The organism is uncultured Gimesia sp., from assembly GCF_963976445.1.
In the GTDB taxonomy this organism is placed as follows: domain Bacteria; phylum Planctomycetota; class Planctomycetia; order Planctomycetales; family Planctomycetaceae; genus Gimesia.
This window is the reverse complement of sequence record NZ_CAXBKP010000008.1, coordinates 103,220-126,333: the sequence shown is the minus strand read 5'-3', so window position 1 is coordinate 126,333 and position 23,114 is coordinate 103,220. Positions and strand designations below refer to the sequence as shown.

The window sequence follows — 23,114 nt, the reverse complement described above, 5'->3', positions numbered from 1 at the left end:
ATTTCGCCGTTACTTCTTTATTCGCGTTTCAAGTTCTTGGTAACGGTTCTTGAGATCGGCGTTGCCGAGTTCGGGGTAGAGTAGTCTGGTCACGCCGAACAGTTTTTTGGCCTCGGCTTCCTCGCCGGAGTCGAACAAGCTTTGAATGATGTGCAGCCGTGTGTCCAGCCAGGGAATGGTGCCCGGCTTTTCGGCTGCTTCCAGTTGCCGCCATTTGGGGGTTGCCTGTCGCAGGCAGGCTTTTGTGCCGCAACGTTCCAGCAGCAATGCCACCTGCCTGATGAGTGCCGCGTCTTTAGGAGACTGCTTTAACAGGTCTTGATAAAATTCAAGGGCTCTGATCGGCTGGTCGATGGCCAGATAGGCTTCTGCCAGACAGAGGTCCAGCCGCTTGAGCTGTTGCGGGGTTAATTCTTCACGGCGGCTGGCCAGCTTTTCGGCTGACTTAAGTTGCAGCATCCCCAGCTCTCGGCGGGCTTGTGGCGTGAGTTCCAGATCGATCTGCGAAACGCCATTTAATACCGAGAGTAATTCATCGGTGCCCGCGGTCTCCAGGTTCTCTACCAGTGACTGGGCGGCGGACGGATTTCCCTGCCCGGCGAGCGCGATGATCTGCAGTCGCAACGCCTGATTCGAAATCTGATTCCAGAATTGAATTTGCTTTGTCGTTTGTGAGACGCTGGTTTCCGATAACTCGTTGTTTCTTCTTAATTGTGCCATCATGCGAGACCCCGCGTGATGGATCAGCTCCAGCAGTCGATTCGCTTTTGTGTATTGAGGCGGGCTGCCATTCAGGAAGATCCGCGTCAGCCGCAATGCGATTTCCGCCTGGGATGGAAGCTTTGTTTTTTCTGTTTTGTCGGGGAAGCCTGTCAGGAAGTTTTCCAGAACGTCAATCGCTTCCGCGCGCCAGGCGTTGGTTGGTTTGTTGAGCGAATTCAGTCGCAGCAGAATCTGTTCGTAGCAGCGGGCAATGCCCAGATGGGCGTCGGCTGCTTTGGGTTGGTTGTCCGGGATTTCTGAATACAGGACGAGTGCTTTTGAGTACTGCAGTCGTGCTTCTTCGAGCCGTGCCAGCATCCAGCCGGCTTCGTAATAACTTTTGCTATTGGGGAAACGTGTTCGTACTTTTTCCAGCGCTGTGGTATAGATGAGCCGTCGGGACTTCGTTCGGCTCTGTGAATAGAGTTGCCCCAGACACCAGGCGGCCAGCAGGCTTGCGTCGGCTGCCTGCGGATTGGCATCATACCGCTCGACCAGCGATTGAAACTGGTTTGCCGCTTGCCTGAACTGTTTCGCTTTGAGCTGTAAAGAGGCGGCGGTGAAACCGAGTTCGAAGGCCAGATCAGTTTTGCCTTCTGTGGCGGCCTGTTTTGCCGTTTTGTCGTAAGCGGCGATGGCCTGTTCCAGCTTGCCTTGAGAGTAGAGCAGTTGTGCCTGCTTCAGGCTCAGGGAAATTTGACTTCCATACTGGTCGACCTGATGTTGTTGATCAACCAGCATGCGTGCCCGCTGTGACCAATAGCCGGGCTGAGTTGCCCCCAGGTGTTGTGCCCGTGTTTCGATTTCCTGCCAGAGTTCATCAGCAAGCGCGTTCTGCTGATTGTCTAAGGCGATTTTTCTGAGTTGGATCAGCGCATTGATTTCCAGGTAACCGAGCTCACTGGAGTACTGCCCGTGATCCTGACGGTGTTTGATGATTTGTGCCGCCGCGATTTGTGACTTGTTTTCTCCCAGTAAGACCCGCATCGATTCCACAAAGATTGGCTCATTCAGATAGGCCGGCGGTTTTTCTTTGACGAGTGCCTGAATCGCACGCGTGGCGCCTGCGTAATCTCCCGCGATGCGATCGCATTGAATCAGCGCCAGTTTACTGAGCCAGGTGATTTGCAGAGTGGTGGCACGCCTGGAGAGTGGTTCCAGCAATTTCTCGGCGGCGTCAAGATTGGTTTTTCGTTGCGGGCTTTGCTTGTCGTATAAATCGGCGAGTTTGATTTTCGTCTGGGCAATCAGTAGTTGAAAGTCCAGCAGGGTATCGCGGATCGTGGTTGTTTTGAGCACCGTAAAGTTTTTAAAGGCGCCCGATTTTTTGAGCAGCTGATTCAATTGAGTTTCCGCGACAATCAGTTCCCTGTCTGCCTGTGACAGTTTCGCCAGGGCTTTCTGTTTCAGAGCTTCATTATGCGGAATCGCTTTGACTTGCCAGTACAGGATCTCTGCTTTCTGTGCGGTGATCCGTGCGCGTTCGGCTTGAAATACCGCCGTGTCAGCCCATTGGGGATTGTCTTTGAGAATTTGTGCGAGCGTGTTCTCTGCGCGGTTCCAGAGTTCGGCCTGTTCATCACCACTGGTTACTATCGCGTGCGCTGCAAGCGTGCGTGCCAACTCCAAGGTGTAGCGGGCACGTTCGGTATCGGAGAGCCGCGCTTCTGACAGGCGGTCTAAACAATAGCCCTCGGCGATGCCAAACAGATGTCGCTGGCGTAGGCCTTCAAAATAGGAACGCGTCTGGTCATCCGCAGAGCAGGCATTCCACGCTGCCAACAGCAACACCAGGAAACAGGCAAGGCCGCGCCAGACACATCTTTCACGTCGGTCTGAGGGAGATGCGGTTTCAGGTTGTACAAAGCAAAAATGCATGAGACAAATCGAGAGAGCTGTGTTTGACTGAGATCAGGGCAGAGGTACAGGAGCAACAATTATCAGTAATCATACACGTCGCAGCCAGATTCTCCCAGACCTTCTTGTTCTCTGCCTGTCGAAATCCAAAACAGGAGATCTGTTTATTTTGTTTCAGGGGTTTTACTGGCTCGTGGCAGTTCCGGCAGGACAAGCAGATCGGCACCGGCATTGGTACGGTCAATCGCGGTAATGGTCGGGCTGCCATCAGTGGGTTGATTAAACTGAAGTTGAGCAGACTGTAATTCGGAGCAGGGGGGCTTGATCAGTTTTTGACGATCGGCAAGCCAGGGGATTTCCATTTGAAAACTATTGACTTCAGAAGACAGTCCCCAGATATCTTTCCAGTCGAGTGCATCCAGTGAAAGAGCACCCGTGGTTCCCTGTTGGGATTGAATGGTCCAGAAAGTTCCGAAGCGATCGAAATAATTATTGGAGCCTTTCCAGGTTAAAAGTTTCTGCCGAAAGTCATTTTCGTTTGTATTGCCTTTCATCTGCACGAGCGGTGCATCGGTCCGTGAGAAGAAAATGTTATTGCGGGCAGACACATTGAGCGGAATCAATTCGCGGGGAATCGCGCCGCTATCCATCACTGCCAGCCCTTTTCCGAGCAACAGCGTCGAATGATTCAAAACCAGTTCCAGAAAATCGCCTTCCGTCGGTTTATTGTTGCAGCCGACCAGTTCAATCAATGCTTGTGAAATCATCACTGCGGAATTAGTAATTTCCAGACGAGTGGGCGCCGTTTCTCGAATGGAGAAGGCGTGGCCGTCACAGCGGAGTACAGAATTGATGACTTCTACAAACGTCGATTCTTTCACCGGACGTTTTCCCATCATCGAATCATCATTCAAACCCTGGTTAATGGGTTCGTTCATTTCAAACAAAGCGACCTGTTGGCTGGTGCGATTGGAACAGGTAACGGTCACCTGGTGTAAGCGAATATCATGCGCATTTTTGAGAGAAAAGATCGCCCATGAGTCAGTATTCAGATCTTTAACATCAACGATGATTCCCAGCTCAAACAGTTCCAGAGAGCCATTGGCGACCTGAATCATGTGGGTCTGAAACCCTTCTGCCGGTTCTTCAACAGACTCAAACTGCAGAATTGGTTTGCGGTTTTTGGCGGCACGAATTCGCACGCGTTTGTTATTGATGTGGATCGGCGCTTCTTTGCGAATTCCGGTAAACCCGAGTTCAATAATACTGCCATCATCGGCGGCAGCACAGGCGGCATCCAGCGTTTTAAAATCCTGCCCCGCCGTTCCATCCGGATTGATAATGGTGATCGCCGGGATTTCCATCTTTCGGATTTCTGTGTCGCTCTTTTTGGGAAACAGATCCGGCTCTATTTCAGGACTGTTGTCCGGCAGGGGAGCGGGAGCCAGTGGAACCATGCTCTTTTTCTGATCACTGCTGTTCGACAACGCCAACTCTGTGCCGGGCGTGCTTTCCCGGAGCACTTTGTTTTTGGGAGGATTACCAGCTTCAATGAAGTCGTTGATTGTTCTTTTAGAAGACAGCAGTGGTATTTCAAAAATTTCATTCAGGTCTTTGGAACCTTCTGTCAAAGTCATTTTTTCCGGATTCGTGTCCGATGTGTCCTCGTTCTTTGAACTGCCTTTGGTGGGAGTGGGTGCTGCTGTCGTTTTGTTGTCGCTGATCGTTTCAGTGGGTATGGCAGATGCGATCGTCGGGTTTGTCGAGAGTGATCCGGTGGTCATTTTCTCTGTTTCTGGCAGAGGCACGCTGACATCCGGACTGATTTCGTCCGGCTTGCTGGTGGCTTGTTTAATGAGGGGAACGGTCTGTTGATTATCATTTTGAGTGACACTCACCGTACCCTGATCGAATGTCGGATAGCGATCCAGCAGGTAAACGACGACTAACAGGACCACTGCCGTCGCGACCCAGCCGACATATTTTTCCAAAAAACCCAGTCTGGAACTGGTCGGCGAAGTCCAGACCAGTCCTTCGGGATTCACGCCACGCAGGTCCAGTTTTCCGGCGACCTGCATTAAATGATACATCAGTTCTTCAGGCGTCTGATAACGGTCTGTGGGATCGCTGGCCATCATTTTTTGCACGATCAGAGACAGCTCGCTCGGCAGTTGTTTATTGATGCTGGCAGGGTCGGGAACTTTTTTTCCGCTGTGATCCAGCAGTTTTTGTAAAACCGTTCCTTCACCGTAAGGCGGTTCTCCGGTCAGCATATGATATAGCGTGCAACCGAGCGAATAAATGTCGCTGCGCACATCCACGGTCCGTGGATCTTTGGCCTGCTCGGGAGAAATATAATCGAACGTGCCCAATGTGGTGCCGGCACTGGTCAGGTCGGCTGAAGCATTGTCGCTCTCTTTTCGCGCCAGACCCAGGTCAACCAGCTTCGCTCTACCACCGGGAGTAATGATGATATTGGAAGGTTTAATATCACGATGAACGACACCCGCTTTATTAATATGTTTCAGAGCAGAGGCAATTTGCAAAGCATAGTTCACCGCTTCCGCCGCTGGCAGGATGCCTCGCGAATGAATGATCTCTCTGACGTTGGTACCCTTGACGTATTCAAAGGCAATGAAGTTTAAGCCTTGATCTTCGCCGATGTAAAACACACGCGAAATGTTTTCATGGTCGAGGCGGGCTGCCGCTTTTGCTTCATTCTGGAAACGTTTTACCGAGCCTGTATCTCGCGATTGGCCCGGACTGAGAACCTTCAACGCGACGACACGGTCCAGTCGTGTATCAATCGCGCGGAACACGGCTCCCATGCCTCCCCGGCCAATTCGTTCCCGAATGATGAAATGTTCCAGCTGCATGCCGGATGGGCTGATCGCCTCTTCCCCTGCATCGGGATCATCGGCAGTGGGGGGAAAGAGACGGTTCCAGATCGAAGAGCGGGCAAAATTGGGTTGTGAACCACCTGTGTCACGGCTGGAATCGGGCTTAGGAATCGCTTCGAGCGGGCTGATAATCGTCTCGGGCCCGTCTGCTTCAGGAACCGGGCGCGCAAAGAATTCCGGCAATGATTTCTGGTTTGTCATTGAGCGTTCAGATTTTGACTCGGAGCCCATGATCTAAGGTTCACTTAAAAATAGCGTTGATTCAACGTGTGAAATGATATCGAACGTCTCTTTGAGCTAGCAACAGCGTAATCCAAATTCACTTCGATTGTTTGAAATAAATGCCGGATCTTGCGTATCCTACGCCCGCCACAATTCTCGTTGGAGCATTGCTTGGATTTAGTTATCCCCTAACTCATTTAAATATATGAGTTTAGGGTCCTCATAAAAAAGTCAGGTATCGCTCTGTCTGAATAAGAAATCAGAATGGTGTTATGAAAACAGAATGGAATCAAGATCTCAGTTTAAAAAGTTGATCAGAGAGCTTCATATATAATACGTGCTACAGCCGCCATCCGTTCTGATAAAAATTCAATTTGCCCGAATTTCATCCAATATTTTTGAGCCGGAATATCGTTGCCGAGGAATGATTTGGCGGTATCTTCCGAGAAACGGGCGCTCTGTGATCCGTCGTAAGGTGCAGGCAAACAAAGTTTCATGCTTTTCGAAACGAAGACGACCCGAACTAAAATTCGATAATCTTGGTTTCGTATTCCTGTTTGAAACCCACCTGGTCAATCTTCAAACCAAAGTGTTCCCCAATCTTCACAGCCTCACCCTGACAGTAAACCTGGTTGTTGATATACATATCCAGCGGATCTTCACAGGGCTTGTCGAATGTAATGAGCGAACCGGGGCAGATGGAGAGCAGTTGCTTCATTTCAATTTTTTTCGTAGCCAGTTTTACGATCGCTTGAACGGGCATCTTGTTAATGCGGTTTAACGGATTCAAACTAGAATTAAGATCCATAGCGGGTATGGAATGAGAGGAATTGGCAGATGAAGCAGACGGTTGAGGTACTGGATCGGGTTCCGGTTCAGGGGAATCTGCAACTGGCGGTTTCGTCAGTGGCCAAATTACAGGAATCACAGCACTCGGGCTCTGGCCGTCGCTTTCATCTTCAGCTTGAAATAGGTTCATTCGCAGTAATGCAGCCCAGTCAGAGGGAGCACCTTGCGACACTTCGTTTAATAAACTGTCAACATAATAAGTTTTAAATTCGTCAACGTCACCCAAGTCCATTGGAATCAGGTTCATTGACCATTCTAGAGCCAGTGTTTGCAACCGCGAGGTTTGCGAGTCTCCCGGAGTGATATACCATTCTGGTAAAGGAATATTTGCCGGGATCAACCCGACCATGGCTTCCCCACCAAGTTGAAACAGAGCAACCAGTCCAGGACCCCGAAATGCATCATCTAATTCTTCGGGAGACCAGACACCTGACTCTCCCAGTTCCAGCCGATATTTATAATCGAAACACTGGTTGAAAGAATCAGAAAGTGCAGGCATACTTTCACCGGCAAGGGCAAAAATCGCTTCTACATTTTCTTGGCTAAAGCCCGACATTTCAGATTAACAAAGTCCCAAAAAATGATAATGTGTTCATCTCAAGATCAGCTGTTTCCGCTCTCTGGAATGAATACTCCTAAGGTCATTCAATCGACCACTTGAATTTTAGTTCTTCAGTCAAAATCGGCAAACTTCCCTTATTCGGAAAAGATTGCCGTTTTCTGGAGGCAAACGGGATTCTTTGATCCAAACGCTGATGTCCAACGTTCTGAGGGATATCCCTGCTGCTGAAACAAAACGCAGAATTCAAGATATGAGGAGAGAAACATGCAATGTCACGAAGTGGACTACGAAATCTTTGGTTCTGATTTACAGATCGTCGAAATTGTGCTCGATCCGGGTGAGACTATCGTCGCGGAAGCGGGCAGCATGAATTACATGGAGGAAGGGATTGGCTTCGAGGCTCGCATGGGGGATGGTTCCAAACCCAATGCTGGTTTCCTGGGCAAGCTGTTTAAAGCCGGCAAACGAGTGCTTTCGGGAGAGTCACTATTCATGACGCACTTTACGAATGAAGGCCATCGTGAGCAGAGAGTCGCATTTGCTGCGCCCTATCCTGGAAAAATCATCGCCATCGATATGAACAAAATCGGCGGCGAACTGACGTGCCAGAAAGATTCCTTCCTCTGTGCGGCTTTAGGAACTGAAGTAACGATGGCCTTTAATAAGCGGCTTGGAGCTGGTTTTTTTGGAGGGGAAGGCTTCATCCTGCAGAAACTGCGTGGTGATGGAATAGCGTTTGTGCACGCCGGCGGAACGGTTACCAAAAAGAAGCTGAATGGTGAAACTTTACGTGTCGATACTGGCTGTATTGTCGCTTTCACAGGCAGCATTGATTACAGCATCGAACGGGCCGGCAACTTAAAATCGATGGTACTGGGAGGAGAAGGCTTGTTCCTGGCGACGTTACGCGGACATGGAACCGTGCTGCTGCAAAGTCTGCCTTTCTCCCGTCTCGCCGATCGCATCCTGGCCCATGCGCCTTCAGCCGGTGGGTCTTCGGTGGGTGAAGGCTCCGTCCTGGGAGGACTGGGAGATATGTTTGGGGATAGTTAGTCTACTTTGATAGACTGACAAATCGGCGAAGCAGGAGTCAATCGATGGTGAAACTTAAAGTCGATTTGTATAAAGCAGGCCGCATCGTTTTGCTGTACCTGGGTGTGGTATTCGTGATTGTGGGCTTTGTGGTGACCTATCTGCTGGGGCTGCCGCTGATCGAACAGGCGAAAGCCAGTCAAAACTGGCCGACGACAAAAGGCGTGGTACTTCAATCAATGGTGGCCTCCCCGCGCAGCAATAATTCCAGCACGTCGTACACTGCAGTAGTCTCTTATAGCTATCAGGTGCAAGGGCAGGACTATGAATGCGGCACGGTCCGGTTTGGCATCGAAATTTCAACATCTGATCGATCCTTGGCGCAAGAGACGGTCAAGAAATATCCGGTGGATAAGCCAGTGGTCGTTTATTATGACCCGAAAAATCCCGCCGCTGCGGTGCTCGAGCCCGGCGTGTTCAAGGCCACCTATTTCTTTTATCGGATAGGCTGGTTACTGATGGGGCCGGGAATTCTAATGGCGGGTATTCCTCTGTTGCGGTGGCTCATTCGAATCGTCAAAGGCAGTGATGAGAGCCAGGCTTCGGCAAATATTGCCGACTGACAGCACAGAATGAATTGTTGTCAAAACCTGAGCTTGTCACTCTCCGGCATCTTTGGTAAACAGCCTGTCTACCTCCCTCTCATCTCTCAATTTCTCCATGGTTGTTTTGCAATGTCTCTACCGTGCGTTACCTTAACGCAGCGACCGGTTTTGCTGGCGCTGCTCGCGTTGTTGTTATGCCCTTTCGCAGTCGGCTGCGCGTCGACTCCTTATCAGTATCAGACGAATCTGATTACACACCCTGATTTGGATTTCGAGGAGGATGAGCCGCAAATCGTACGTGGAAAACCCAGGCGGTTTGTCGATGGCGTTGGCTGGGTCGTGGGAATTCCAGGGAAAATTCTGCTCTGGAATCGTCGCGTTGATAATCATGATATTTCGCCGGAGACCGAAGCCGCCATTGCCGCTTATCTGGAAAAAAATGGCTTAGATCAAGTCAAAGTGCGAGTCAATGAATACGATCCGCTGGGTGAATGGAAACGGCTTCGAAAAAATAAAGCCGTCGGCTGGGGTTGGCGGTATACTGCCGGTACCTTAACGGCCTTGCATTACACGCTATTGCCGGGACGAATTATTGGCGGCGACAATTACAATCCGTTCACGAATACGATCAACCTCTATTCCGATCTTCCCGCCGTCGCCTTGCATGAAGGGGGACACGCCAAAGATTTTGGTTCGCGGAAATGGAAAGGCACGTACGCCGTCGCCGGAGCGCTGCCTGTGGTCTCACTCTGGCCTGAAGCCATTGCCACGAATGATGCCATTGGCTATCTGCGTGCAGAAGAGGATTTCGAAGACGAACAGGAAGCCTACCGCGTGCTCTATCCCGCTTATGCAACATACATCGCGGGTGCCGCTTCCCCTTTGCTGCCTTATGGAGATTTCCTGATCCAGGCGGGCGCAGTCATACCGGGGCATCTTGTGGGACGCTGGAAAGCCAACGAAGTCAAACAGGAGCAGATTGCCCGTCATTCTCAATCGGGTATTCAGCAGGTCTCTGCCGCGGATCCGTTTCTCAATCTGCCAGAAACAAATGCAACAGATCAAAGCCCGGTACAGCAAACGCACTATCAGGAAATCCAAGCGGAACGCGACGCGTTTGAAGTATTTCAGACGGTAGGTGAAATGCCCGACAGGCATTGAGACGATCAACTGCCGGGTTGTCTATTTTGAGGAAGTCGGAGGCGTGATTTCCAGAGTCGTCACGCGGTCGACGGGTTCATTACAAAGTGGGTAGCTGCTGGTGGAGGCAGAAAGAATGTCAGCCAATGATGTGTCAGCAAAAGCCGTTTCCGTTTCCTTCATCGCATCGTCCAGCTTGCGATGTAATGGGCATAAATTGGCACCGTGGCCTTTTAGTCCCAGAGGACAAGTTTTAATCCGGCAAATGGGGTCAACGGCGTTCACGACTTCCAGTAAATTTAACTCAGCCGGCATCTTGATCAGAGAGATCCCGCCGCCGATACCCCGTTGGGAATGGACAACATTTGACTGTCTCAAACTCTGGAGCACTTTCGAGAGATATGCCTGGGGGACTTTGGTCGCTTTTGCGATTTGTTCTGTTGTGCACGGGTTCGGCGACTGGTCAGCTAGATGGACAATCGCTCTGAGTGCATATTCAACAGTCTGTGAAAACATAAGAAAGTCCTTGAAAGCAATAATTGGATATTGATGTCTATTATTGCGTTTGTTATCCTGCGTATCAAATTAATTCTGAATGTTTTAAGTATTTCGAGTCAGGTAATTATAGTCGCTCAATCGAATTAGGAACCAAAAATGAAACACATTGATGAAGAAAAACTGGAAACAGATCTACCTTATCGGTTTCAATATCTGGCCGAATTTATCGGGATCACTGAAGACGACTTAAATGCGGTCCATGCAGCGGCTGGGGCAGTCGCGCCTTTAGTCCCTGGCCTGGTTGATGCCGTGTATGATCAACTCTTCCGATATGATTGCACAAAACGTCATTTTGTGCCACGTCAACACGGTTATGAAGGCGAAATTCCTGAAAGCATCGAAACACTTTCCCTCGATCATGAAATGATCCAGTTCCGTAAGCAACATCTCGGGCGTTATCTGGAAACACTGGTCACAAAACCTTATGACGAAAAAATGATGCAATACCTGGATTTGGTTGGCAAGATGCATACACCCAAAGCAGGCAGTAAAGATCTGAATGTGCCTCTGGTGCAGATGAATGCGTTGATGGGCTTTGTTTCGAGTGCCCTGGTCAGTTCGATTCTCGGATTGAACCTTGATCGGGAAACCGAAGTGAAAACGTTAGCAGCGTTCAACAAATTGCTCTGGCTGCAGAACGATCTGATCACCCGCCACTATCAAGCAGCTTAACGGCAAGCAGCTTAACGGCAAGCAGCTTAACGGCAAGCAGCATAGAGATTGACTTCAGTTTGGATTACAGCCGGAGATCGACGCAGGCAAGATTTCCGGCTGAATCCCGACAATAGACAAGTCCATTGCATAACACGGGAACAGTCCAGCATTGGTGGTCGAGGACTTTGAACCGGGAAATTTCCTGGTATGAATCGGGTGTCGCTTTGGCGGTCACCAGTGTGCCTTCATCCGACAGAATGATCAGTTTGTCATTTGAGATCAACAGCGAGCCGCAACCGAAGCCGGCTTCGCGCCATTTGATTTTTCCCGTTTCCTGATCGAGGCACGTTAAGCGAACGATGCGTCCCAGGTTCGAGTTGCCATCCATGCCATAATAATGATTTTGATAGAGCACGCTGTTGTTAAAATGATTTTTCAGATCACGATTCGTGTAGCGTGCTTTCAATGTCTGGTTCTCGAAATCCAGTAAGGCACAGCCTTTTCTATAACCGGATGAGATAAAGATGGTCTTGCCATCAATGATCGGCGTGGTCGAGTTGGTATCGAAGGGGGAAGCCCACTCGAACTTCGCGACCTCGGTGCCGTCATCCGCGCGGGCCACTGTCAGACACTCGTTATTCAACAGCGCCAGATAAACAGTCCCCTCTATTTCGAATGCGGCCGGCGTACCATAACCGGGCATGTAGGGCTTCGAGTTCCATATCTCGTTCCCTGTCTTTTTATCGAGGGCCACCAGACGCCCCGCTTCAATGAATAATTTGTCACCCAGAATCAGCGGAGAGCAGGTAAAGCCCCACTCGGGGACTTTCATCTGATAGGCTTTCGTCAGATCTTTCTGCCAGACGATCTTGCCGGTTTCGATCTCAAAACAGATCAGTCTGCCGTCGCGGCTGTTGGTATAAAGGAATTCCCCGTCGATCGTCGGAGTCGCACCCGGGCCACCCGCATTCAGACGACTCACGATCTGTGCCGGATAGGACTGCTTCCAGATTTCTGTTCCGGTTTTGGCATCCAGGCAATAGACGGTTTCGTCGCCTGCTTTGTGCCCCATCGTATAGATGCGGCCATCGGCTGTTGAGATCGAGCTGTAGCCCGTGCCCACATTACCGCGCCAGAGAACTTCGGGCGGTTTGTCCGACCAGTCAGCACGCCAGCCTGTTTCCGCAGAGATCCCGTTATACTCGGGCCCCAGCCAGTGCGGCCACGTGTGTGGCTTCACCGCTTGCTGCTTCACCGTCTGTGCATCGTTGAATGAAACTTCGACAATCTTCGCAGGGGCTGTCTCTTCCTGGGAATTATCCTGCGGCGCAGAACGCATCTTGCCAGCCTGTGGCGTTGTTTCACTGCAACCAGCCTGCAATAGACCTGTAACCAAAAACAGAAATAGAGTGACGGATTTCATTCGTTTTTCCTTAATGGGTGTCACCCTATTATGCACGCCCTTTGCTTATTTGGGAATGTCTACTTTGATTTTGAGGTCGCGCAACTGGTGCGGATCGACTTCAGAGGGGGCACCACTCAGCAGATCGGCGGCTTTCTGCGTCTTGGGGAAGGCGACGACATCGCGGATATTATCGTTCCCACACAGCAACATCACCAGCCGGTCCAGGCCTAAGGCAGCGCCGGCGTGAGGCGGAGCCCCGTATCGTAGTGCCTGCAGTAAAAAGCCAAAGCGTTCTTCTGCTTCCTCTGCCGAAATCCCCATTAAATCGAAGATCTGTTGTTGCACACGCTGATCGTGGACACGCAGACTGCCACTGGCGAGTTCATAACCATTGATGACCAGGTCGTACGATTGCGCCCGCACTTTGGAAGGATCGCTTTCGAGGTACTTCAGATCTTCTTCCACCGGCTGGCAGAACGGATGATGTTCGGCATCCCAGCGTTGTTCTTCTTCATTGAAAGACAGCAATGGGAAATTGATGACCCAGCAGCATTTGAAGTCTTTGGGATCGTACAACTCCAGTTCTTTGCCCAGACGATTTCGCAGTGCAGATAAAGCCGCTGAAGTCACAGCACACTGATCGGCGACGAAAAATAGCAGGTCGCCGACTTCCGCATTCATAGTTTCCATGATCTTCTGTTTGTCGTCATCAGAAAAGAACTTGGCGATCGGCGAGTGCAGGCCTTCGTCGGTGACTTTGAAGAATGCCAGCCCTTTCGCACCATATTCGCCGACGAATTCGGTCAGGCCGTCGATGTCTTTGCGGCTGAAGCGATCGGCGGCACCTTTGGCATTCAGCCCCCGCACGCGACCACCCGATTCGATTGTTTTCTTGAACACGGCGAAGTCACAGTTGGCAGCGATCTCGCCGATGTCTACCAGCTCCAGGCCAAACCGCAAATCGGGTTTGTCAGAACCGTATTTTTCCATCACCACATCATAGTCATAACGTGGCAGAGGCAAAGCAACCTCTTCGTTTCGTAGTTCTTTCAGGATCGTGGCGATTAAGCCGTCAACCAGTGTGAGAATATCTTCCTGATCAACAAACGCCATTTCCAGGTCGATTTGAGTAAATTCCGGCTGGCGATCAGCACGCAGGTCTTCGTCACGAAAACAACGGGCAAGCTGGTAGTAGCGGTCATAACCAGAGATCATCAGGATCTGTTTATAAATCTGGGGCGATTGTGGCAACGCATAAAAGCTGCCTTCGTGTACGCGGCTGGGAACCAGATAGTCGCGGGCACCTTCCGGCGTACTACGGCCCAAAATGGGAGTTTCAATTTCCAGAAACTCGTTCTGATCAAAATAATCGCGGGTCACTTTGGACAGGCGATGTCGTAATTTTAATGCTTCCTGCAGACGCTCACTTCGTAGATCGAGAAAGCGGTAAGTCAAACGCAGCTCTTCGTTGGGCAGTTCTGATGTGCCTGGCTCGAACGGGGGCGTTTTACTTTTATTAAGAACTTTCAGTTCATGCGCCCGTACTTCAATTTTTCCGGTTGCCAGCTTTTCATTCTCGCGATCATCACGTAAGACGACTTCGCCGGTCACCTGGATCACGTCTTCCGCCCGCAGGGAACGTGCCAGCTCATGCATGTCGGCATCACGATCGGGGTTGAACACAATCTGCGTGATGCCATAACGGTCTCGCAGGTCGATGAAAGCCAGACCTCCATGATCGCGGCCTCGGATCACCCAGCCTGCCAGAGTGACTGTTTGCCCAACATGGTCTGTTCTCAGTTCGCCACAAGTATGTGTTCGTAACACCGTAATAAGTCCTTGGTTAGAAAGCTTCTTTTCTAATTCACTATTCGTATCTGCAGATCGTGTGAGGGCGGCGGAATCTTCGCTGGAAAGATTCGAAATCCGTAGCCCGTAACGAGAGAATTGGTCCCTCATCAATCATTTCTTTCGGTATGGTTCAGATCCGTACTGATCAGCCGGGGTTTGCTATCAGCGCCTCAGTTCAAAACAATGGTGCTGATCTTATTGGAGCAGCCTGTTGCTCGCAATGAATAGAACGTCAGAGCACTCGCTCGGTTGGTATCTTTTCGGGGATTTACCGATTATTCAGACCGAGGGTACATCTAACATCCATGTGGGTGGCTTCACGTACACCTATCTGCGGCCGCGGATGCGCCGAAACAGTCCTCGACGCCTTTGTTGCGGAGCGCAGTTGCAGTCATCGCTGGCAGTGGCCGCGGCCGCGGAGGCAGGAATCGGCTCAAGAGCCTTACTCTTTTCTTCGTATGGAGCCGCTGCCACTTTTTTCGCTTTGGTTTGCTGCTTGACCGGTTTTTTTTGCGAGACTTTTTTGGGACTGGCTTTTTTCTTACTGACGTTCAAAAACTGTTTGTAAGCATCAGCGACTTTCCCCTGCTGGGTATTGCCAGAGTGAATGTAGATCCCATACTTCAGATTGAACTTTTCACCCGCATTCAAATGTTTTGGGTCAGCAGGCTGTTTCTTATTCGTATAGGAATGATCGCCAAACGGGCTGATAGTAAACAGACCATAATTACGCACATGGTACCGTGACTTTTTGTAGTTCTGAGGCGAGTCCATCAACGTGACGCCATAGACTTTGCCGTTCAGAGGGCCGTAATAGTCAATCCATTCAGTTGGTTTGCCCCAATTGTCTTTGGTCCCTTTGATGCCCGTGTTGTTCTCCACGCTGCCTTCTTCTTTTTCACGCATTCCGTTTGGCAGACGAATTCCAAACAAGCCTTCTTTGGTGTCCTCAAACACAACCGGCTTAGATCCGGCTTTAAAGGTGATGTTGTAAGTCATCAAGCGGTTGGCATAAATCGAAATGACCGTGTTTTCTGTTACGATCGGCTTCTTATCTTCACCCAACCATTGATTGGTCACCTTCAGCACGGCCGGGTTACCAGAGGCTTTGATGATTTTCACACTGCTGTTTTTGATCTTGCCTTTCTCGGCCCAGAAATCGACTTCATTCACTTCATCGACGGCGACCCAGATCCCCTTGTGATGTGGGTGGTCTTCGGGATCAACCAGCGAGCGGGTGATGACCGTACCATCGGCGGCACGCACAGGAGAGAAAAACGGCTTCGGCAGACTGCCGCCGGTGTTGTAGGTGGTAAAAGGCTTGCCGTCGATAGAAACATTGACTTTCGTCCCTTGTTGCTTCAGTTGAACGGTATCAGCGTTGGCTACGGTAGAGAAGCCGACAAACAGGCAGATTATACTGAACACGATTTTCACGGCGAAAATTCCTCGAAAGTGATCGATCGTAAATGGTTTGCGAATAACGATCGGATATTGTGTGCTGAACAGTGCCACTGCGCCAAGTCGCACAGACAATTTCAGCAGTTTTTTCTTGAACTGAGCTAGAACACAGTTTGCGAACAGGGCTTTTGATCTGTTATTCTAAACAGGTTCCATAATGAGTTACTGCCGGTCATCAGCACAAAGATATAGCCAGAAATAATGAATAAACGACGACGATTGCGAACCACTTCTTCTCTGAAATCCTATCCCGAGAAATCCGCTTCGTTTCGAAGCCACTCCGTTTCGGAGAAAGAACCGGACTGGGAAATTGCACTTTCCGGTGATCTGGGCGAAAAAGAATCCGATCTGGTCTCGCGGCTCGTTGATTTGCCGCGAGGCAGTCGCGGGACGATCTTCTTCGATTCACCAGGCGGGTCTGTCTATTCCGGGCTCACGCTGGCCAGTCTGATCCGACTGCGAAATTTAAACGTGGCTGGCATCGCGCTGGGTGAGTGCTCTTCTGCGGCCATTCTGCCGTTTGCCGCCTGTCAGCATCGTTTCGTCACCAGTTATACCACGCTGTTGTTCCACCCGGTTCGCTGGCAAAGTGAAGATGATGTCCGTTTCGAAGAAGCCGTCGAATGGGCGCGGCACTTTAAAGTCATGGAAACCGACTTTGATCGCCTGCAGGCACAACTGTTCGGCGTCGAACAAAGTCTACTCGATAAATGGACGCACCCGGGAAGATTTGTTTCCGGACAGGAACTGGCTGACGCTGGCCTGGCACAGTTGATCGATCCCTTCTCAACAGAAGACCAATGGAAGATGATTGAGGCAAGATAGCCAGGATTTAAGGGGGCTGTGGTTCCCCTTTTTTTGAAGATCCTGTATTTTGGGAACTGTTGCGCACATCGAAGCGTCTGTCGGTTATCAGACAACACTCGTATCTCTCTGGTCCACGAGTATTTCTGCCGTCTTTTTGAGTTGAAAAGGTGTTCTATGAACCGTTTACCACAGATCAGATATGTCCTGCTTGCGATGACTTTGAGCTTGAGCAGCGCGATAGTGCTGAAAGCCGACGAAGCAAAATCAAAACCGGTCACCGTTTCCAAAATTCTTAAAGTAACCCATCAGATTGAGATTGAAGAATCCTTTCCGCCGAATCTATACGTCAAAGCCATCGGTGAAGTTCCGACCGGCGGTTACACTAACGTCAAACTGGAGCGAGCCATCTATGTCACGCCGCCCAAAGACGGAATTCAGGACTATTTTCTGAAAGCCATCCCCCCCTCAGGGCCAGCAATCACTGTAATCTCTCAAGTCGAAGCGATTGATTTATGGCACGGCTTTCCGGGTTGGGTCAAAGGCATTCGTATGCATGGTGTCAAAGACGGGATTGTTGTGATCAAATTTGAGCCAGATCAGAAGCCCGTGCGTCGCCGATTTACGGGGGGACATGTGGGAGACTTTGCTCATCCTGCTTCTTTTGAGAAAGCATTACAGGCAGCCATCAAAAAACTGAATGAGGCACTTTACGCCGGAGGTGTTAAGGATGCGTCAGTCAAATGGAAAGTGGTGAAGACGTCAGGACAGATCGGTGGCATTGCTGATCTGAATCAGATCACTGTGACGATTGTCGCAGAACGACAGCCAGCCTGGCCTAAAAAGAAACAACCCCAAAGAATACGGCAGCAGAAAAAGCCGGCGGTCAGCAAATAACCGCTTAACCTTTGGGTGCGATCACGCCGGTTTCGGGGCTCGAAGCAGTTGCGTATAACTTCTTCGGAATCCGGCCGGCGAGATAGGCATCGCGGCCCGCTTCGATTCCGTTTTTCATCGCCCGCGCCATACGAACCGGGTCCTGTGCACCGGCAATTCCGGTATTGAGCAACACGCCGTCACAACCCAGTTCCATCGCAATCGTGACATCGCTGGCGGTGCCAACGCCCGCATCCACGATGACGGGGTAATCGGGATCGTTTTCTTTCAGATATTCCAGACAGATCCGAATGTTATTTGGATTCAGAATGCCTTGACCGCTGCCAATCGGACTGCCTGCGGGCATGACGGACGTCGCGCCGGCTTCTTTCAGACGCTTCGCGGTAATCGGATCGTCGGTCGAATAACAGAGGACGGAAAAGCCTTCGTCTACCAGTTGTTTCGTCGCCTCCAATGTCGCCATCGGATCGGGGAGCAACGTTTTGGTGTCGCCCAGCACTTCAATCTTGACCCAGTCGGCGCCCGGGTTTTCCAGACCGCGTAAAATCTCGCGACCCATGCGTGCCACACGGACAGCATCTTCTGCAGAAAAGCAGCCGGCGGTATTGGGGAGAATGGTATATTTATTCAGATCGATGAAATCCAGAATGTTGCGGCCATCCGAATCAATCAGACGTTCCCGCCTGACAGCGACGGTAATTACGTCGGCTCCACTGACTTCCAGGCTTTCCTGCATCAGTTCGTACGTCGTGTACTTTCCGGTTCCCACAATCAAACGTGAGTTCAGATGGTGTGTTCCCAGGATCAGAGACGATTCTGTGCTGCCGATTGTTGCCATAATTCTTATCCACCGCCTACCAGCGTTACTATTTCCAGGCGATCCCCCTCCTGCAGAGTACAGGCGGAATGTTCTTCGCGCGGAATTAAAATTAAATTTCGTTCAACGGCCAGATATTTTGGCTGCAGTCCCAGTTGTGCCAGAAGTTCAGCCACTGTGAACTCTTCGGGAACCTCCTGGGCTTCACCGTTCACTTGAATTTGCACCACTGAGGCTCCTTGGAAATGTGTATCATCTGACGAAGCAAACCGTCACAAAAACAGATCAAAGTAGAAACATTTGACCGTGGGCTTTATGATTGTCTGCCAACAGCGAGTTTAGAAGTGAGACTCCCGATCGTCAAGGAATGGCCGGGATGCCAGAAACACAATTTCAAACGGGTTTTACCGCTTGTTGTCTGAACAAAAGGTATCGGCGAGCTTGTTTAGACGCTGTATTTTAGCTTTCACCTTTTCTTTACAATTCGTTAATATGCTTCTATATAACACAATACAAAACAGAAGTTTGCCACAGCCACCAGGATTCAATACCAGGGATCAGCAAAGATGTCGTGCCTTCGTTTACCACAGTTCCTCTCTTTTTTTGCAGGTTTAGCCATCGTGTCAGCGACCTCATCGCTTCCTGCTGTCGAAATCATTGGTCATCGTGGTGCATCCTATGACGCTCCCGAAAACACATTGGCGTCTGTGAATCTGGCCTGGAAGCGAAATGCAGACGCAGTCGAGATCGATATTTATCTCAGCAAAGATGGCCAGATTGTTGCCTATCATGACAAAACCACCAAACGCATCGGCGGCCGCGATCAGGCTGTAAAAGAACAGACTTTTGCCGAGCTGCAAACGCTAGATGTCGGTGCGTGGAAGAATGCGAAATACAAAGCAGAACGCATTCCGACGCTGACTCAGATTCTGGAGACCATTCCGAAACAGAAACGACTGTTTATTGAAATCAAATGTGGCCCCGAAGTTCTGCCGCGACTAAAACAGGATCTGGCAGCCGCCGGTAAAACGGCTGATCAGACTGCCATCATCGGCTTTGATTACAAAACGATGCAGCAGGCCAAGCAGTTAATGCCCGAGCTGGAAGTCATCTGGGTCTTCAAAGTCAAACAGAACAAAAAAACTGGTAAGTGGGAACACAACGCGGATTACTATATTCAAAAAGCCAAAGCGGCCAACCTGGATGGTCTGGATCTCGGCTATAATCAATTCGTCACCAAAGCGTTCGTTGAACAGGCCAAAGCAGCCGGTTTGCCCGTTTATGTCTGGACGGTCAATAAGGTGGCGGACGCGTTAAAACTGGCTGAAATGGGGGTCGAAGGCATTACCACCGACCGGCCCGGCTATTTAAATTCCGCCCTAAAACAGAATGAATAGCGAGATTTCCCGCGTTCCTCAATCAGTCTCGTATTGATTTAGAGGCACGTTTGTCTGAAAATAGGGGGAAGTCGCCTGACTGAGACGAACTTTTTTCTTAGAGGGATAGATCCCATGCTTTCTCGTTTGATTTCGATTGCCGGATGCGCTCTGCTGGCAGCATCAGCCTTACAGTGCATCAGCGCTGTTGCCGCAGAACCAGAAAAACTTCCTCAGCAAGTCGTTGATTATATTCTCGACCTCGAAAGTGACAGCTATCAAAAGCGTGAAACCGCGACCAAGGCTTTGCCCGAATATGGGGAACTGGTCATTGAGCCGCTATTGAAAGTCACGCGCGGCGACAGCCTCGAAGCCTCTGTCCGCGCGATTCTGGTCATCGAACAGGTTTATGTCACAGGCAAAGAAGCGTCCGTCACTAAGGCAGAAGAGGCCCTCGAATCGCTCACCGGTTCCGCGAACCCTTCTGTCGCCCTCCGTGCAGAAGAAGCCATCGATCGACATTCTGACATTCGAGAAAAACGGGCGATACGCGAAATCAGAAAGCGGGGCGGTACCATCAAATTGTGGACGGCAGAAGAGATCGCCAAATACCCACAGAATGAGAACAATGCCCCAGGGCGAGTACGCTATGTCGCGCTCGGCGCACGCTGGAGCGGCGCCGAACTGGGCCTGCGGTTTATCAAACGGATTCGAAAGTTTGATACCTTCTATTTGATCAAAGGGCATCCGCTGAATGAGCTTGCATTAGACGATTTGAGAAAAGCCATTCCCTCCACCCGCTTCCAGGCACGCGACAGTGATGCAATGCTCGGCATTTCAAGTGGTGACGTCAGTGGCAGGGACGGCTGTCTTGTGGGGGATGTCTCAGAGGGATTAGCGGCACAAAAAGCCGGCATTCGATCGGGCGACCTCATTGTCAAATTCGATGGAAAGGATGTCGAAAGCTTTCAGGGGCTCGTCGATCTGATTGGCAAAAAGTCAGCCGGCGATACCGTGGATGTCGAACTCAAACGAAATGATAAGCTGATGACCTTAAAGGTCACGCTCAGTAGCTGGCTCGATAAATAAACGGGCCGTTTCTCGTGCCAATCGAGTCAACTGGTAGGGGTGGGACCCGTGTGTCCACCCGCGGTATCGACGTAGTTCACACGCAGAAGGCCGAACATTCTAACTGATCCCAACCTATGTGTGATAAAAATCATCCCTTCGCAAGGCGGGCGGACACATGGGTCCGCTCCCTACGAAGCTTACTTTGATGGTTGTACTCTTACTTGTCTGTCTGCACTAAGGCTTGGCTTGCCAACAGTGATTGAATCAGCGACGATTTTTACCCAAAATGCAAGATAATCAGCCGTCCAAATTGATGTGTCATCAATCCAGTTTCTGCTGTTCGGCATTTTCCCGTTCATTGAGCCACTGAGCCATTTCATTGGAAACCAGAAACGCCATCGCTCCGCCACGCGAATCCATTCCCAGAATCGCCATGCGGTCGAAATAGCCGCGAACACTGGTCTGTTTCCCGGTTCCCGTGCAAACATCAACGAGCGAGCCATCAAAGGCGACGCGGGTTTTGATCGCGTTCCAGGCCCGTTCAATGATCGGCGTGTACTGTTTTTCATCGAGCCAGCCTTCCCGGATGCCGCGAATCATCGCAAACGTAATCATGCAGGTGCTGGTCATCTCACGATAACTTTCGGGATGATCAATCACCTGATGCCACATGCCGGTTGGGTCTTGATGCCGGGCGAGTGCTTCCAGATGCAGACGATGCCCGTCAATGAACTCTTGTCGTAGCGGAGAATTCAACGGCAACTCAGAGAGTACCAGTGCCAGACCCAATGCGGGGAAACCGTTTCCGCGTCCCCACGCTGCATCACTGAGCGGTGAATTGCGATAAATGCCATCCGGTCGCTGATCCAGTTTCTGAATGAATCGCCAGTGACGCAAAGCCATTTCGTAATACCGTGGTTCTCCCGTTAAACGGCCGACAACGGCGAGAATCGGGCACGACATGAAAACCGCATCACTCATTTCCACATGATGCGGCATCGATTCACGAAAGTTTCCCTGTTCGTCAAACCCCAAATCCGCAGCCTGTTTGGCGAGCTCCAGATACTGCTGATTGCCGGTCGCTTTGGCCAGTTCGGAAAACAACAGATGCCCGGCGATCACACCGCCTCCTCCGCGGCTGTTGAGTGGGTTCGGATTTTTAGCAAGATACTTCTGCGTGATCTGTTCCACATGAGGCAGTCGGCTCTGGTCGCCCGTCAGTTCGCCGAGACGAATTTGACTGATCAGCGAGACCACAGGCAGGTAGGAAATTCGTCCCAGGTCGTTGCCATACACTTTGGAAAGTTGCGTGGCGACTTGAATCGGCGTACGCTGCAAACGGCGCATCAGTTCCAGCCGCGCTGGAGAAGGACCTTGGAATGGACTATTCTGGATTCCCGTCAACAGAGCCGGAAGAAACGCGGGTGCGTTCTTCGGGGGAACTTCGAGTGCGAGTGCAGGTAAACGTCCTGTCTGCGAAGGTGACTTGTAAGCCAGGCTGGAAACCAGTTCCCAGCCAAACACCGGTCGGACTTGTGGCTGCAGTTGTTTACCCAGTTTCCGCGCCGAGGAAAGGGCGTCAACAGGAATCACCCACTGAAATCGATTTCCTTCCCGCACATCAATCACGAGATCGGGGGCGTGCATACCAATCCAGCGCCACAGATATTCGGTTTCGGGTTTTGTCGGGCTGTGATAAGAGGAACCCAGTGGCGGATAGCCGCGGGTCGGGTTCCCGTGTGATGCATTTTTCGGGCCCCGCTGTAAAACCCAGCCATCCGGATTCGCAATCGGAACCGCTGAGAGTGAGAACTTTTCTCGCAGAGGTTTTGCTGCTTCCGCACCATAAAACCAGTCGACGGCATTAATCACCGCATCGACGGACGACTTCGATCCATCCAGGCCACCAATCAGCAGAATTCGTATTTTCCCGGTATTGAGATCCAGATCCTCTTTTGAAAAAACACAGGGGATCGGGGTTTCTTTTCGGGTCACACCAATGGCGGAGTGAATCAGTGTGGACTGTTTTCGCAAAGGCTGCAAGCGAGTTTCGACGGGCGTTTTGAAATCGATCGACAAATCCGGCTTGCGGGCTTCAATGGGCGCTGCGGAGAGAGAATCGAGCAGAGCCGAATTTAATAAACAGAGTGTCAAACAGGACGTCAGCAGCGAAAATTTCATGGAAGGCAAATTCCGGGCAGGGAGAACAAGCGAGATTCAGATTTCGTAGAATGTACGTGGTAAAGAAACCATTGTAAAACCGCCGCTGACCAAATGCCAGCAGAGAATTC

At 50.7% G+C, this 23,114-nt stretch carries 18 protein-coding genes; 8 read left to right on the top strand and 10 right to left on the bottom strand.

What is annotated here, in order from left to right; genetic code table 11:
- Positions 1-9: 9 nt before the first annotated feature.
- From AAC022_RS11230 to AAC022_RS11220, 3 genes are all read right to left on the bottom strand, one after another.
- Positions 10-2,640, bottom strand: coding sequence for a hypothetical protein (locus tag AAC022_RS11230; RefSeq protein WP_339730964.1), 2,631 nt, complete (start codon positions 2,638-2,640; stop codon positions 10-12).
- A gap of 143 nt (positions 2,641-2,783) precedes the next feature.
- Positions 2,784-5,720 (bottom strand): serine/threonine-protein kinase, encoded by a 2,937-nt coding sequence (locus tag AAC022_RS11225; protein WP_339730962.1) that lies wholly within the window; start codon positions 5,718-5,720, stop codon positions 2,784-2,786.
- A gap of 544 nt (positions 5,721-6,264) precedes the next feature.
- Complete coding sequence (locus AAC022_RS11220; RefSeq protein WP_339730960.1) at positions 6,265-7,146, bottom strand: FliM/FliN family flagellar motor switch protein; 882 nt, start codon at positions 7,144-7,146, stop codon at positions 6,265-6,267.
- Positions 7,147-7,416: 270 nt separating this feature from the next.
- Between AAC022_RS11220 and AAC022_RS11215 the strand changes: the two genes are divergently transcribed.
- From AAC022_RS11215 to AAC022_RS11205, 3 genes are all read left to right on the top strand, one after another.
- Positions 7,417-8,205: a TIGR00266 family protein gene (locus AAC022_RS11215; protein ID WP_339730959.1), complete on the top strand. Its 789-nt coding sequence runs from the start codon at positions 7,417-7,419 to the stop codon at positions 8,203-8,205.
- A 44-nt stretch (positions 8,206-8,249) separates the two neighbouring features.
- On the top strand, positions 8,250-8,807 hold the full coding sequence (locus tag AAC022_RS11210; protein WP_339730958.1) for a DUF3592 domain-containing protein: 558 nt from the start codon (positions 8,250-8,252) through the stop codon (positions 8,805-8,807).
- 111 nt (positions 8,808-8,918) lie between these two features.
- Positions 8,919-9,950, top strand: coding sequence for a hypothetical protein (locus tag AAC022_RS11205; protein WP_339730956.1), 1,032 nt, complete (start codon positions 8,919-8,921; stop codon positions 9,948-9,950).
- 21 nt (positions 9,951-9,971) lie between these two features.
- Here AAC022_RS11205 and AAC022_RS11200 read toward each other — a convergent pair whose 3' ends face one another.
- Positions 9,972-10,445 (bottom strand): Rrf2 family transcriptional regulator, encoded by a 474-nt coding sequence (locus tag AAC022_RS11200; protein WP_339730954.1) that lies wholly within the window; start codon positions 10,443-10,445, stop codon positions 9,972-9,974.
- A gap of 138 nt (positions 10,446-10,583) precedes the next feature.
- On the opposite strand from AAC022_RS11200, the gene AAC022_RS11195 reads away from it, so the two are divergent.
- On the top strand, positions 10,584-11,159 hold the full coding sequence (locus tag AAC022_RS11195) for a protoglobin family protein (RefSeq protein ID WP_339730951.1): 576 nt from the start codon (positions 10,584-10,586) through the stop codon (positions 11,157-11,159).
- Between the two features lie 64 nt (positions 11,160-11,223).
- On the opposite strand, the gene AAC022_RS11190 is transcribed toward AAC022_RS11195, so the two are convergent.
- From AAC022_RS11190 to AAC022_RS11180, 3 genes are all read right to left on the bottom strand, one after another.
- Entirely contained in the window at positions 11,224-12,564 is a 1,341-nt protein-coding gene (locus tag AAC022_RS11190) for a PQQ-binding-like beta-propeller repeat protein (protein WP_339730949.1), read from the bottom strand.
- A 45-nt stretch (positions 12,565-12,609) separates the two neighbouring features.
- Positions 12,610-14,505, bottom strand: coding sequence for an aspartate--tRNA ligase (gene aspS / locus AAC022_RS11185; RefSeq protein WP_339730947.1), 1,896 nt, complete (start codon positions 14,503-14,505; stop codon positions 12,610-12,612).
- Between the two features lie 219 nt (positions 14,506-14,724).
- On the bottom strand, positions 14,725-15,834 hold the full coding sequence (locus AAC022_RS11180; protein WP_339730945.1) for a PmoA family protein: 1,110 nt from the start codon (positions 15,832-15,834) through the stop codon (positions 14,725-14,727).
- 225 nt (positions 15,835-16,059) lie between these two features.
- Here AAC022_RS11180 and AAC022_RS11175 point away from each other — a divergent pair, with 225 nt between their 5' ends.
- The gene (locus AAC022_RS11175; RefSeq protein ID WP_339730943.1) at positions 16,060-16,683 is read left to right on the top strand and encodes an ATP-dependent Clp protease proteolytic subunit; all 624 of its coding nucleotides are present in this window, start codon (positions 16,060-16,062) and stop codon (positions 16,681-16,683) included.
- Between the two features lie 156 nt (positions 16,684-16,839).
- The gene (locus AAC022_RS11170) at positions 16,840-17,559 is read left to right on the top strand and encodes a hypothetical protein (RefSeq protein ID WP_339730941.1); all 720 of its coding nucleotides are present in this window, start codon (positions 16,840-16,842) and stop codon (positions 17,557-17,559) included.
- Positions 17,560-17,563: 4 nt separating this feature from the next.
- On the opposite strand, the gene AAC022_RS11165 is transcribed toward AAC022_RS11170, so the two are convergent.
- Both AAC022_RS11165 and thiS read right to left on the bottom strand, forming a co-directional pair.
- Positions 17,564-18,397 (bottom strand): thiazole synthase, encoded by an 834-nt coding sequence (locus AAC022_RS11165; protein WP_339730939.1) that lies wholly within the window; start codon positions 18,395-18,397, stop codon positions 17,564-17,566.
- A 5-nt stretch (positions 18,398-18,402) separates the two neighbouring features.
- A complete protein-coding gene (thiS, locus tag AAC022_RS11160) occupies positions 18,403-18,603 on the bottom strand; it encodes a sulfur carrier protein ThiS (RefSeq protein ID WP_339730938.1) in 201 nt (66 codons plus the stop codon).
- Between the two features lie 339 nt (positions 18,604-18,942).
- Between thiS and AAC022_RS11155 the strand changes: the two genes are divergently transcribed.
- Entirely contained in the window at positions 18,943-19,773 is an 831-nt protein-coding gene (locus tag AAC022_RS11155; RefSeq protein ID WP_339730937.1) for a glycerophosphodiester phosphodiesterase, read from the top strand.
- A gap of 114 nt (positions 19,774-19,887) precedes the next feature.
- On the top strand, positions 19,888-20,841 hold the full coding sequence (locus tag AAC022_RS11150) for a PDZ domain-containing protein (RefSeq protein ID WP_339730935.1): 954 nt from the start codon (positions 19,888-19,890) through the stop codon (positions 20,839-20,841).
- Between the two features lie 303 nt (positions 20,842-21,144).
- Here the strand turns inward: AAC022_RS11150 and AAC022_RS11145 are convergent, their stop codons facing one another.
- Positions 21,145-23,004, bottom strand: a complete 1,860-nt coding sequence (locus AAC022_RS11145; RefSeq protein ID WP_339730932.1) for a glycoside hydrolase family 88 protein — start codon at positions 23,002-23,004, stop codon at positions 21,145-21,147.
- Positions 23,005-23,114 lie beyond the last annotated feature (110 nt).

Bases quoted from the DNA above. Each gene is read 5' to 3' on its own strand.
- AAC022_RS11175 (WP_339730943.1), top strand. From the start codon at position 16,060: ATGAATAAACGACGACGATTGCGAACCACTTCTTCTCTGAAATCCTAT.
- AAC022_RS11200 (WP_339730954.1), bottom strand. From the start codon at position 10,445: ATGTTTTCACAGACTGTTGAATATGCACTCAGAGCGATTGTCCATCTA.
- AAC022_RS11230 (WP_339730964.1), bottom strand. From the start codon at position 2,640: ATGCATTTTTGCTTTGTACAACCTGAAACCGCATCTCCCTCAGACCGA.
- AAC022_RS11145 (WP_339730932.1), bottom strand. From the start codon at position 23,004: ATGAAATTTTCGCTGCTGACGTCCTGTTTGACACTCTGTTTATTAAAT.
- AAC022_RS11195 (WP_339730951.1), top strand. From the start codon at position 10,584: ATGAAACACATTGATGAAGAAAAACTGGAAACAGATCTACCTTATCGG.
- AAC022_RS11190 (WP_339730949.1), bottom strand. From the start codon at position 12,564: ATGAAATCCGTCACTCTATTTCTGTTTTTGGTTACAGGTCTATTGCAG.
- AAC022_RS11225 (WP_339730962.1), bottom strand. From the start codon at position 5,720: ATGACAAACCAGAAATCATTGCCGGAATTCTTTGCGCGCCCGGTTCCT.
- AAC022_RS11170 (WP_339730941.1), top strand. From the start codon at position 16,840: ATGAACCGTTTACCACAGATCAGATATGTCCTGCTTGCGATGACTTTG.
- AAC022_RS11205 (WP_339730956.1), top strand. From the start codon at position 8,919: ATGTCTCTACCGTGCGTTACCTTAACGCAGCGACCGGTTTTGCTGGCG.
- AAC022_RS11220 (WP_339730960.1), bottom strand. From the start codon at position 7,146: ATGTCGGGCTTTAGCCAAGAAAATGTAGAAGCGATTTTTGCCCTTGCC.
- AAC022_RS11215 (WP_339730959.1), top strand. From the start codon at position 7,417: ATGCAATGTCACGAAGTGGACTACGAAATCTTTGGTTCTGATTTACAG.
- aspS (WP_339730947.1), bottom strand. From the start codon at position 14,505: ATGAGGGACCAATTCTCTCGTTACGGGCTACGGATTTCGAATCTTTCC.
- AAC022_RS11155 (WP_339730937.1), top strand. From the start codon at position 18,943: ATGTCGTGCCTTCGTTTACCACAGTTCCTCTCTTTTTTTGCAGGTTTA.
- AAC022_RS11150 (WP_339730935.1), top strand. From the start codon at position 19,888: ATGCTTTCTCGTTTGATTTCGATTGCCGGATGCGCTCTGCTGGCAGCA.
- AAC022_RS11210 (WP_339730958.1), top strand. From the start codon at position 8,250: ATGGTGAAACTTAAAGTCGATTTGTATAAAGCAGGCCGCATCGTTTTG.
- AAC022_RS11165 (WP_339730939.1), bottom strand. From the start codon at position 18,397: ATGGCAACAATCGGCAGCACAGAATCGTCTCTGATCCTGGGAACACAC.